10 protein-coding genes and 1 riboswitch are annotated in these 11,533 nt (G+C 73.8%); of the genes, 8 read left to right on the forward strand and 2 right to left on the reverse strand.

Annotation, left to right across the window (positions count from 1 at the left end; translation table 11 throughout):
• Nucleotides 1-6: 6 nt before the first annotated feature.
• On the reverse strand, nucleotides 7-1,434 hold the full coding sequence (gndA, locus tag ACTWNK_RS20400) for an NADP-dependent phosphogluconate dehydrogenase (RefSeq protein WP_474305966.1): 1,428 nt from the start codon (nucleotides 1,432-1,434) through the stop codon (nucleotides 7-9).
• 315 nt (nucleotides 1,435-1,749) lie between these two features.
• Here gndA and ACTWNK_RS20405 point away from each other — a divergent pair, with 315 nt between their 5' ends.
• The 4 genes from ACTWNK_RS20405 (at nucleotide 1,750) to ACTWNK_RS20420 (ending at nucleotide 7,196) form a co-directional block, all read left to right on the forward strand.
• Complete coding sequence (locus ACTWNK_RS20405) at nucleotides 1,750-2,535, forward strand: hypothetical protein (protein ID WP_474305967.1); 786 nt, start codon at nucleotides 1,750-1,752, stop codon at nucleotides 2,533-2,535.
• A 112-nt stretch (nucleotides 2,536-2,647) separates the two neighbouring features.
• The gene (rhaI, locus tag ACTWNK_RS20410; RefSeq protein ID WP_474305968.1) at nucleotides 2,648-3,811 is read left to right on the forward strand and encodes an L-rhamnose isomerase; all 1,164 of its coding nucleotides are present in this window, start codon (nucleotides 2,648-2,650) and stop codon (nucleotides 3,809-3,811) included.
• On the forward strand, nucleotides 3,799-5,838 hold the full coding sequence (locus ACTWNK_RS20415) for a bifunctional aldolase/short-chain dehydrogenase (protein WP_474305969.1): 2,040 nt from the start codon (nucleotides 3,799-3,801) through the stop codon (nucleotides 5,836-5,838). Before rhaI ends, ACTWNK_RS20415 begins: the two co-directional genes overlap by 13 nt.
• An 11-nt stretch (nucleotides 5,839-5,849) precedes the next feature.
• Nucleotides 5,850-7,196, forward strand: coding sequence for a rhamnulokinase (locus tag ACTWNK_RS20420; protein WP_474305970.1), 1,347 nt, complete (start codon nucleotides 5,850-5,852; stop codon nucleotides 7,194-7,196).
• Nucleotides 7,197-7,200: 4 nt separating this feature from the next.
• On the opposite strand, the gene ACTWNK_RS20425 is transcribed toward ACTWNK_RS20420, so the two are convergent.
• Nucleotides 7,201-7,557, reverse strand: a complete 357-nt coding sequence (locus tag ACTWNK_RS20425) for an MmcQ/YjbR family DNA-binding protein (RefSeq protein ID WP_474305971.1) — start codon at nucleotides 7,555-7,557, stop codon at nucleotides 7,201-7,203.
• A 56-nt stretch (nucleotides 7,558-7,613) separates the two neighbouring features.
• Nucleotides 7,614-7,760: riboswitch (adenosylcobalamin (AdoCbl) riboswitch) on the forward strand.
• Between ACTWNK_RS20425 and ACTWNK_RS20430 the strand changes: the two genes are divergently transcribed.
• The 4 genes from ACTWNK_RS20430 to ACTWNK_RS20445 are packed head-to-tail and all read left to right on the forward strand — an operon-like array spanning nucleotide 7,761 to nucleotide 11,531.
• Nucleotides 7,761-7,949 (forward strand): CbtB domain-containing protein, encoded by a 189-nt coding sequence (locus ACTWNK_RS20430; RefSeq protein WP_474305972.1) that lies wholly within the window; start codon nucleotides 7,761-7,763, stop codon nucleotides 7,947-7,949. It begins immediately after the preceding riboswitch.
• An 8-nt stretch (nucleotides 7,950-7,957) separates the two neighbouring features.
• Nucleotides 7,958-8,728 (forward strand): CbtA family protein, encoded by a 771-nt coding sequence (locus ACTWNK_RS20435; protein ID WP_474305973.1) that lies wholly within the window; start codon nucleotides 7,958-7,960, stop codon nucleotides 8,726-8,728.
• 5 nt (nucleotides 8,729-8,733) lie between these two features.
• Nucleotides 8,734-9,471, forward strand: a complete 738-nt coding sequence (locus ACTWNK_RS20440; RefSeq protein ID WP_474305974.1) for a histidine phosphatase family protein — start codon at nucleotides 8,734-8,736, stop codon at nucleotides 9,469-9,471.
• Complete coding sequence (locus ACTWNK_RS20445) at nucleotides 9,468-11,531, forward strand: putative cobaltochelatase (protein ID WP_474305975.1); 2,064 nt, start codon at nucleotides 9,468-9,470, stop codon at nucleotides 11,529-11,531. The genes ACTWNK_RS20440 and ACTWNK_RS20445 overlap by 4 nt, the downstream gene beginning before the upstream one ends.
• The last annotated feature ends 2 nt before the right edge of the window (nucleotides 11,532-11,533 follow it).

Below are 11,533 nucleotides of genomic sequence, written 5' to 3' on the forward strand. Positions count from 1 at the left end.
GAAGGGTCAGTCGGTGCGGTGCTCGCTCCGGTCGCCCGACCAGTCGGTGTGGTAGGCGCCGGGCCGGTCGACGCGGTGGTAGGTGTGGGCGCCGAAGTAGTCGCGCAGCCCCTGCACCAGGGCGGCGGGCAGCCGGTCGCGGCGCAGCGCGTCGTAGTAGGCGAGCGCCGACGAGAACCCCGGCGTCGGCACGCCGATCGACACCGCCGTGCTCACCACGCGCCGCCACGCTTCCTGGGCGACGGCGAGCGCGTCGGCGAATCCCTGGTCGGCCAGCAGGGTGGGCAGGCCGGGGTCGGCGGCGTAGGCGGCCCTGATGCGTTCGAGGAACCTGGCCCTGATGATGCAACCGGCCCGCCAGATCGTCGCCATCGAGCCGAGGTCGACGTCCCAGCCGTACTCCTTGGACGCCGCCGCGATCTGGTCGAACCCCTGGGCATAGGCGACGATCTTCGAGGCGTAGAGCGCCCTGCGCACGTCCTCGACGAGGTCCTCGCCCGCGACCGCGTGCACGGCGGGGCCCGCCAGGTCCTTGGCCGCGGCCCGCTGCTCGGGATGGCCGGACAGCGCACGGGCGAACACCGCCTCGGCGATCCCGGTCACCGGCACGCCCAGGTCGAGCGCGCTCTGCACGGTCCAGCGGCCGGTGCCCTTCTGCTCGGCCTGGTCGACGATCACGTCGACGAGCGGCCTGCCGGTCTCGGCGTCGACCTGGTCGAGCACCTCGGCGGTGATCTCGATCAGGTACGACTCCAGCTCGCCCTCGTTCCACTGCCTGAACACCCCGGCCAGCTCGGCCGGTGTCGCGCCGAGCGCCTGGCGCAGCAGGTCGTAGGACTCGGCGATGAGCTGCATGTCGGCGTACTCGATGCCGTTGTGCACCATTTTCACGAAGTGCCCGGCGCCGTCCGGCCCGACGTAGGCGCTGGTCGGCACGCCGTCCACCTTGGCGGCGATGTCGGCCAGGATCGGGCCGAGCGCCTCGTAGGACTCGGGGGAGCCGCCCGGCATGATGCTGGGGCCGAGCAGCGCGCCCTCCTCGCCGCCCGAGATCCCGGCGCCGACGAAGTGCAGGCCACGCTCACGCAGCTCGGCCTCGCGGCGGCGGGTGTCGGCGAAGTGCGCGTTGCCGCCGTCGACGATCATGTCGCCCGGCTCCATGAGCGCGGCGAGCTCCTGCACGACCGCGTCGGTCGCGGGCCCGGCCTTCACCATGACGATGGCCCTGCGCGGTCGCTTGAGCGAGGCGACGAACGCCGCCATGTCGCCCGACGGCACGAAGGCGCCCTCGTCGCCGAACTCCTCGACGAGCGCGTCGGTCCTGGCCGCCGAGCGGTTGTGCACCGCGACGGTGTAGCCGTGCCTGGCGAGGTTGCGGGCGAGGTTGCGGCCCATGGTCGCGAGTCCGGTGACGCCGATGTCGGCCTGGCTCATATCGTCTCCTACGTCGGTCAACACCCTTAGGTTCACTCGCAACCTCGCCGATCGGCCGCTGATTCCCCGGTGGCAAGCGCTGATTTTGCTGCGATGTGGGCATTCCGGGCCGGGGGAGTGACCGTGGAGCCGGGCTCGCGTTCGGCGGGGCGCGGCGGTGTCTGGTAGGCATGGGCGATGCGCCGTTCCCCGTGGGCCGCCCTCGCGGTCCTCCCCCTCCTGGCCGGTTGCGCGACGGTTCCCGTCGCGCGCGCCGCTCCCGCCCCTGCTCGGAGTACGGCTTCAGCGGCGCCGGGCGGCGCGGCGGTGAAACCGGTGCGGACGCCGGTCGTCCCCAAGGGCACGACGGCGGGCTACGTGCTCTACGACCGCCAGGCGGGCCGGATCGTGGCGCACCGCGAGGCGCACCGGCGCTTCCGCTCGGCCTCGGTCGTCAAGATCATGATCGCCGTCGACTACCTGGAACGGCACCAGCGGGTGCCCGCACGCGAGCAGGGCCTGCTCAAGCTCATGCTGCGATCGAGCGACGACGGCGCGGCCACCCGCCTGTGGACACTCGGCGGCCAGGGCGCGATCGTCGAACGCATGGCGAGGAAGCTCGGCCTGGCCGACACCGCGCCGCCGCCCGCCACCAAGCCCGGCTTCTGGGGCTATGTCTCGCTGAGCGCCTATGACGTGACCAGGACCTATCTCTACCTGCTCAGACAGGCCGAGCCGAGGGTGCGCGACACCGTGCTCGGCCATCTGCGCCGGTCGACGCCGTGCGGCACCGACGGCTTCGACCAGACGTTCGGCATCCCGGACGCCGTGCCGAAGCCGTGGGCGGTCAAGCAGGGCTGGTCCGGGTTCGGCACGGTGCCGCCGGTGGCGTGCTCGCGAGTGTCGGCGTCCTGGCTGCGGGCCGCGCCCGCCGGGCACGCGCGGGCGCGTGCCGTACCCGATCTGGGGCGGCCGGTGCTGCACACGACCGGTCTGGTCGGCAAGGACGAGCGCTACGTGCTGGCCCTGCTGACCGCGCAGCCGGTGGGGGCGACCTGGCGCGAGTCGGTCAGGCGCACGACGAAGCTGGCGGGCGAGCTGTACCGGATCACCACGCCCTGAGCGACGGGCGGCCCCGTCGACAGCCGTGAACGCGCCGTTGACAGCCGTGAAGGCGGGCCTCTACCGTCCATGGCGTCGATTAAAACGTTTTACTAGCTGAAAGGGAAGCCGCGTGCAGCGCATCCCTCCCACGGTCAAGGACCTGCTCCGCCGCCAGCACATCGAGACGCCCTCGTGGGCGTTCGGCAACTCGGGCACCCGCTTCAAGGTGTTCGCCCAGCAGGGCGCGCCCCGCGACCCCTTCGAGAAGATCGCCGACGCCGCCCAGGTGCACCGCTTCACCGGCGTCGCGCCCACCGTGGCCCTGCACATCCCCTGGGACCGCACCGACTCCTACGCCCGCCTGGCCGAGCACGCCCGCGACCTCGGTCTCGGCATCGGCGCGATCAACGCCAACCTCTTCCAGGACGACGACTACCGGCTCGGCAGCGTCGCCAACCCCGACCCGGTGATCAGGCGCAAGGCGCTGGAGCACCTGCTGCACTGCATCGACGTCATGGACGAGACCGGGTCGGCCGTACTCAAGCTGTGGTTCGCCGACGGCACCAACTACCCGGGCCAGGACGACGTCAGGGCCAGGCAGGACCGGCTGGCCGAGGCGCTCGGGCAGGTCTACGCGCGGCTCGGCGAAGGGCAGCGGATGCTGCTGGAGTACAAGCTCTTCGAGCCCGCCTTCTACACCACCGACGTGCCCGACTGGGGCACCGCCTACGCGCACTGCCTCACGCTCGGCGACAAGGCCGAGGTCGTCGTCGACACCGGCCACCACGCGCCGGGCGTTAACATCGAGTTCCTGGTCGCGTTCCTGCTGCGGGCGGGCAAGCTCGGCGGGTTCGACCTCAACTCCCGCTTCTACGCCGACGACGACCTGATGGCGGGGGCCGCCGATCCCTTCCAGCTCTACCGGATCATGACCGAGGTCGTCGCGGGCGGCGGCTACGACGGGAACGTCGCGTTCATGCTCGACCAGTGCCACAACATCGAGCCCAGGATCCCCGGCCAGATCCGCTCGGTCATGAACGTCCAGGAGGCCACGGCCAAGGCCCTGCTGCTGGACCGGGCCGCCCTGGCCGAGGCGCAGCGCGCGGGCGACGTGCTCGGCGCCAACGCCGTCTTCATGGACGCCTTCGCCACCGATGTGCGCCCGCTGCTGGCCGAGGTGCGCCGGGAACAGGGGCTCGACCCCGACCCCATGGCCGCCTACGCCAGATCGGGACACGCCGAGCGGATCGTGGCCGAGCGGGTCGGCGGCGTGCAGGCGGGGTGGGGCGCGTGAGCACCGGACACACGCCCGTCGGCGACCTGGTCGCCCGCTCCAACGCGCTGGGCGCCGACCCGCGCAACACCAACTACGCGGGCGGCAACACCTCGGCCAAGGGCCGCGAGCTCGACCCGGTCACCGCCGAGCCCGTCGACCTGCTGTGGGTCAAGGGCTCGGGCGGCGACCTCGGCACCCTCACACCGGACGGCCTGGCCGTACTCAGGCTGGAGCGCCTGCGGGCGCTCGCCGGGCGCTACCCGGGTGTGGAGCGCGAGGACGAGATGGTGGCCGCGTTCGAGCACTGCCTGTACGGGCGGGGCGGCGCCGCGCCCTCCATCGACACCGCCATGCACGGCCTGCTCGCCGCCGCACATGTCGACCACCTGCACCCGGACGCGGGCATCGCGATCGCCACGGCCGCCGACGGGCCCGAGCTCACCCGGCGGATCTTCGGCGACCGGGTCGTCTGGGTGCCCTGGCGGCGGCCCGGCTTCCAGCTCGGCCTCGACATCGCCGCCGTCGAACGCGAGCACCCCGAGGCCATCGGCGTCGTGCTCGGCGGCCACGGCATCACCGCGTGGGGCGCGACGTCGCAGGAGTGCCAGGCCAGATCCCTGGAGATCATCCGCACCGCCGAGTCGTACCTCGCCGAGCACGGCCGTCCCGACCCCTTCGGCGAGGTGATCCACCGGACGCTGGACCCGCAGGCCAGACGCGAGCGCGCGGCCGACCTGCTGCCGCTGGTGCGCGGGCTGGCCGCCAGTGACCTGCCGGTCGTGGGGCACTTCACCGACTCGCCCGAGGTGCTCGACTTCGTGGCACGCGCCGAACACCCGCGCCTGGCCGCGCTCGGCACCTCCTGCCCCGACCACTTCCTGCGCACCAAGGTCGCGCCGATGGTGCTCGACCTGCCGGGCGACGCGCCGCTCGCCGAGGTCGAGGCCAGGCTGCGGGAGCTGCACGCCGACTACCGCGCCGCCTACGCCGCCTACTACGCCAGGCACGCCACGCCCGGCTCGCCGCCGATGCGTGGCGCCGATCCCGCCATCGTGCTGCTGCCCGGCGTCGGCATGCTCTCCTTCGGCAGGGACAAGCAGACCGCCAGGGTGGCGGGCGAGTTCTACCTCAACGCCGTCCAGGTGATGCGCGGCGCCGAGTCCGTCTCCACCTACGCGCCGATCCCGGAGGCGGAGAAGTTCCGCATCGAGTACTGGGAGCTGGAGGAGGCCAAGCTGCGCCGGATGCCCGCGCCCAAGCCGCTGGCCGCCAGGATCGCCCTGGTCACGGGCGGTGGCTCCGGCATCGGCGCCGCGACCGCGCGCCGCCTGGCGGCCGAGGGCGCGTGCGTGGTCGTCGCCGACCGCGACCCGGCCGCCGCCCGCGAGGTCGCCGCCTCGATCGGCTCGCCCGACGTGGCCGTCGCCGTCGAGGTGGACGTCACCTCCGAGGAGCAGGTCCGCTCGGCCGTACGGCAGGCGGTGCTCGCCTTCGGCGGGCTCGACCTGGTCGTCAACAATGCCGGGCTGTCGTTGTCGCGACCGCTGCTCGACACCACGGTGGCCGACTGGGACCTGCAGCACGACGTGATGGCACGCGGCTCCTTCCTGGTGTCGAGGGAGAGCGCCCGGGTCATGGTCGAGCAGGGGCTCGGCGGCGACATCGTCTACATCGCCTCGAAGAACGCCGTGTTCGCCGGGCCCGACAACGTCGCCTACGGCGCGGCCAAGGCCGACCAGGCGCACCAGGTACGGCTGCTGGCGGCCGAGCTCGGCGGGTTCGGCATCCGCGTCAACGGCGTCAACCCCGACGGCGTCGTCCGCGGCTCCGGCATCTTCGCCGGAGGCTGGGGCGCCAAGCGCGCCGCCGTGTACGGCGTGGCCGAGGCCGACCTGGGCGTCTTCTACGCCGGGCGCACGCTGCTCAAGCGCGAGGTGCTGCCCGAGCACGTCGCCGACGCCGTGTTCGCGCTGACCACGCTCACCCGCACGACCGGGCTGCTGGTGCCCGTCGACGCGGGCGTCGCCGCGGCGTTCCTGCGATGAACACACGACCGATGAGCACACGACCCACGCACACGCGGTGGGCCGCCGTCGACCTCGGCGCCTCCAGCGGGCGGGTCGTGGTGGCCGAGATCGGGCCCGGCGGCGCGGACGTGCGGCTGCGCGAGGCGCACAGGTTCGCGAACGTGCCGGTGCGGGCGGGCGGCGTCCTGCACTGGGACGTCCTGCGCCTGCACCGCGGCGTGCTCGAAGGGCTGCGCGCGGCCGGGCCGGTCGACGGGATCGGCGTGGACGGCTGGGCGGTCGACTACGGGCTGCTCGACGCCGACGGGCGGCTGCTCGGCAACCCCGTGCACTACCGCGACGGCCGTACCTCATCGGTCGGCGACCCGGGACTGTGGGAGCGCACGGGCATCGCGTGGCAGCCGTTCAACACCGTCAACCAGTTGCGCTCGGCCGCCGGGTCGGCGCAACTCGCGGCGGCCAGGACGCTGCTGCTGGTGCCCGACCTGATCGTGTACTGGCTGACGGGCCGGATCGGCGCCGAGCTGACCAACGCCTCGACCACCCAGCTCCTCGACCCGCGTACCCAGGCGTGGGACACCGCGCTGATGGGCGAGCTCGGCATCGACGCGTCCCTGTTCCCGCCGATCGCCGCGCCGGGCGAGCGGCTGGGCGTCACCGGCGACGGCACGCCGGTGCTCGCCGTCGCCTCGCACGACACGGCCTCGGCCGTGGCCGCGGTGCCCGCCGCCGGGCCCGCCTTCGCCTACATCTCGTGCGGCACCTGGTCGCTGGCCGGGCTCGAGCTGGACGCGCCCGTGACGACGGCCGAGGCCGGGGCCGCCGGGTTCACCAACGAGGCGGGCCTCGACGGCACGGTCAGGTTCCTGCGCAACGTCACGGGCCTGTGGCTGCTGCAGGAGTGCCTGCGTACCTGGGGCACGGCCGACCTGGACGGCCTGCTGGCCGGGGCGGCCGAGGTGCGGGGCGGGCCGGTCGTGGACGTCTCGGACCCGGCCTTCCAGCCGCCGGGCGACATGCCGGCCAGGATCGCCGACGCCTGCGTGCGCGCGGGCCTGCGTCCGCCCGCGACCCGGGCCGAGACCGTGCGGTGCGTGCTGGACTCGCTGGCCGAGGGGCACCGCCGTGCGATCGAGGACGCGGTCAGGCTGTCGGGCCGCCCTGTGGAGGTCGTGCACCTGGTCGGCGGCGGCTCGCGCAACGCCCTGCTGTGCCGCCTGACCGCACGCGCGTGCGGCCTGCCGGTCCTCGCGGGTCCGGCCGAGGCCACCGCGCTCGGCAACGCCCTGGTCCAGGCGCGGGCGGCAGGCGCCGTGCCCGACGTGCGCGCCGCCGTACGGCAGAGCTTCGCGCCGGTGCGCCACGAGCCGGACTGACCGCTCAGGGCACCGGGTGGCCGCGGTCGTCGACGAGGACGCGGAGCTTCTTCGGGACGCACATGCGCCAGGCGTCCACGACCAGCTCGCGCATCTCGTCGGCGCCCAGGGCCGACATCCTGGCCATCACCCACTGGTAGCGCATGCTCGACTCGGGCGGAAGCAGGAACTTCTCCGGCTCGGCGGCGACCAGGGCCGCGCGCTCCTCCTTGGGGAAGCCGAAGCCCATGAGGGTCTCGTCGCGGGAGAAGGCGACGTAGACGATCGAGCCGACCCTGAACTTCACCCTGTCCCTGATCAGGTGTTCGGTGGTCCGGGGGAGGGTGACGGCCAGTCGGCGTACGTCGTCGACGGTGAGCATGAACAGCCTTCCTACCCTAGGCGACGTTGTTGACGGGCGTGATGGAAAACGATACGTTCCGGATGATTTCGCGGTGGCCGATGGGAAATCCGGTGAGATGCCGGTGCGGTCGCGCCACTGTATCCGGGCCTTGAGCCCGGGAGCCAGGTCTCTTGGCCGCCGCGTCCTCATGCATTGGGACGCGTGATCCCTAAGGAGGCCTGATGAGTGACCTGACCGGTCCGACGACCGTGCCCTTGCCCAGCCTGCGCCCTTGGCTGCTGGCCGTGCCGGTGTTCCTGCTGCTGGCGTATCTGGTGCTGATGGACAACGGCGCCATCTCGCAGACGGGTACGTTCCTCCACGAACTCATGCACGACGGGCGTCACCTGCTCGGCGTGCCCTGCCACTAGGGGACGTCGTGGTACGCACCCTGCTCGTCCGGGGCCTGCTCGTGGGGCTGGTCGCCGGACTGATCGCCGCTGCCTTCGCCTTCACGCTCGGGGAGCCGCGCGTCGACGCGGCCATCGCCATCGAGGAGGCTGCGGCGGCCGCCGCGCCCCCCGCGGCCGAGCCCGAGCCCGCCGACGGCCACTCGCACGAGGAGGCCGAGGTCACCAGACCCATGCAGAAGGCCGGCCTCTTCCTCGCACTCGGCCTGTACGGCGTCGCGGTCGGCGGCGTGTTCGCCCTCGTGTTCGCCGGGCTGCGCGGCCGGGTCGGTCCCCGCTCGGACGCCGCCCTGGCCGTCGTGGCCTCGGCCACGGCTTTCGTCGCCGTCATCGTTGTACCGTTCCTGAAATATCCGGCCAACCCTCCGGCGGTGGGGGATCCCGAGACCATCAACAGCAGGACCCTGCTGTACGTGGTCATGGTGCTGGTCGGCCTCGCCGCCACCGCCGTCGCGGTCGCCACCGCGCGCAGGGTGTCGCCGGGCAGCGGGCCGTGGGCCAAGTGGGGCGGTGCGGTCCTGGCCTTCCTGGTGCCGGTCGTGGCCGCGTGGCTGCTGCTGCCGAAGATCGACGAGGTCGCCGAAGGCTTCCCCGCCTCGCTGCTCTGGGAGTTCAGGCTGGCCTCGCTCGGGACGCAGCTGGTGTTCTGGACGGCGTTCGGCGTGCTGTTCGGCTATGTCGGCGACCGCGCCGCCCGCACCCGCGACCTGCGCGCCGTCCCGGCGACCTCACCGGGCTGAGCGGCATGCCCGCAGGTCGTCGCCTGCTGTTCGTCAGGCAGGCCATGACCCCGGGCATGCGCGAAGCCCGCTTCCCCGGCACCCCCGTCCTGGACGCCCACGGCCCCCGGCCCGCCGCTTTGCCGGGCGGGGCAGGGGCAGGCGCACGGACCGCGAGCCGGGAGCCCGGCCCTCCTCTGGAGGGCCGAACCGCCCCCGGGTCGCTCGATCCGGCCGATCGGCCGGACCCGGCGGCGCTGGCCAAGGCCACGCAGTTGCGCGACGCCGTCGCGCGCTGGGCGCGGGGGGCGGTGGTGTGCAGATGCGCGCCGCATCCCTCCGCCATGGCGACCGGCCGGGCGCTCGGCCTGACGCCGGTCGCCGAGGACGTGCTGGCCGAGGCCGACCACGGGCGCTGGAGCGGCCTGCCGTACGCGGCGGTCGCCGTGGAGGAGCCGCAGGCGCTGGCCGGGTGGCTGGCCGATGCCGGGTCGGCGCCGCACGGCGGGGAGAGCCTCGACGCCATGGTCGACCGGGTGGCGGCCAGGCTGGCGGTGTTCGGGGCCGCCTCGCACGCCAGGCTGGGGGAGAGCGTCGTGCTGATCGGCGACGCGGGGCTGATCCGCGCCGGGCTGTGTCACGCGCTCGGGCTGCCGTCGTCCGCGGGCCTGCGCTTCGACCTCGCCCCCCTGTCCTTCACCGAGCTGACCGCCGCCGGGAACGGCTGGCGGATCGCCTACGTCAACAGGAAGGTCCCTTCGTGATCCCTGCCTATCCGTTCAGCGCCGTCGTCGGCCTGGCGGACCTCAAGCTCGCACTGGTGCTGAACGCCGTCTCGCCACGCGTGGGCGGCGTCCTGGTGCGAGGCGAGAAGGGCACCGCCAAGTCCACGATCGTCAGGGCGCTGGCCGCCCAGCTGCCGCCGGTGGAGGTGGTATCGGGCTGCCGGTTCGGCTGCGACCCCGCCGCGCCCGACGCCTCCTGCCCCGACGGGCCGCACGAGAAGGGCGCGGGATCGCAGGTCAGGGCCGCCGCGCTGGTGGAGCTGCCGGTGGGCGCGGCCGAGGACAGGCTGGTCGGCTCGCTCGACCTGGAGCGGGCGCTGACCGAGGGCGTGAAGGCGTTCGAGCCCGGCCTGCTGGCCGCGGCCCATCGGGGCGTGCTCTATGTCGACGAGGTGAACCTGCTGCACGACCACCTGGTCGACCTGCTGCTCGACGCCGCCGCGCTCGGCACCAACTATGTGGAGCGCGAGGCCGTGTCGGTGCGGCACGCCGCCAGGTTCCTGCTGGTGGGCACCATGAACCCGGAGGAGGGCGAGCTGCGCCCGCAGCTGCTCGACCGCTTCGGCCTCACCGTCGAGGTACGCGCCTCACGCGATCCGGTGGAACGCGCCGAGGTCGTGCGCCGCCGCCTGGCCTTCGACGCCGATCCCGGGGCGTTCGCCGCGCGCTGGCGCGAGCAGGAGGCGGCGCTGGCCGCCAGCATCGCCTCGGCCAGGGCCAGGGTGGCCGCCGTCGTCCTGCCCGACGCGCGGCTGCGCCAGATCGCCACCGTGTGCGCCGCCTTCGAGGTCGACGGCCTGCGCGCCGACCTGGTCACCGCCAACGCCGCCGTCGCGCACGCCGCATGGTCGGGCCGCGCCAAGGTCACCACCGAGGACGTACGGCAGGCGGCAAGGCTGGCCCTGCCGCACCGCCGCCGCCGCGACCCGTTCGACGCCCCCGGCCTTGACGAGGCCAAGCTGGAGGAACTCCTCGCCCAGACCGACGAGGACGACCCCGACGACACCCCGGACGACCCGGGTGATCCGGACGCGGGGCCTGAGGACGGGCCTGCCGAGGACCGCGCCCCCGATGCCCCCGAAGCCTCCGACACCGACGCCCCCTCCTCCGACGCCGAAGCCGGCCGGAACGCCCCTCCACCCCCGTCCGCCCAGCAGGACGGCTCCCCTCCGGACGACTCCCAGGCGCCCCCGGGCGACGACCCCACCGCGGCCCTCGTCCCCCTCGCCGTCGCCGCCCCCGACAAGCCCTACCGCGTCCCCCTGCTCAAGGTCCCCGGCCTGGGCGAGGGCGCGTCCGGCAGGCGGTCGCGCGCCCGCACCCCGCACGGCCGTACGACCGGCTCGCGGATGCCGCGCGGCAGGCTGCGCGACCTGCACCTGGCGGCGACGCTGGGCGCGGCGGCGCCGTACCAGCGGGAGCGCGGCCGCAAGGGGCCCGGCCTGCTGATCCACGGCGGTGACCTGCGTGAGGCGGTGCGCGAGGGCAGGGAGGGCAACCTCGTGCTGTTCGTCGTGGACGCCAGCGGTTCCATGGCGGCGCGCAAGCGCATGACCGCGGTCAAGACGGCCGTGCTCAGCCTGCTCCTGGACGCCTACCAGCGCCGGGACAAGATCGGCCTGGTGACGTTCAGGGGTGCGGGAGCCGTCGTGGCCCTGCCGCCGACCTCGTCGGTCGAGGCGGGAGCCGCCAGGCTGCGCGAGCTGCCGACCGGCGGGCGCACACCGCTGGCCGCCGGGCTGACCAGGGCGGCCGAGGTGCTGCGCGTCGAACGGCTGCGCGACCCGGCCAGGCGCCCGCTCGTGGTCGTCGTCACCGACGGCCGCGCCACCTCCGGCGGCGACGTGGCGAGGGCTGCGGCCCTGTTCACCGGCCTGGCCTGCATCGTCGTCGACTGCGAGGACGGCATGGTACGGCTCGGCCTGGCCGAACGCCTGGCGGCGGTCATGGGCGCGCGGAACGTACGCCTGGACTCCCTCGCCGGGCTCGGCGACCTGGTCAGGGCGAGCACGGCACACGATCACAGGAAGGCGGGCTGAGC

This window comes from Nonomuraea sp. IBHARD001 (assembly GCF_056106265.1).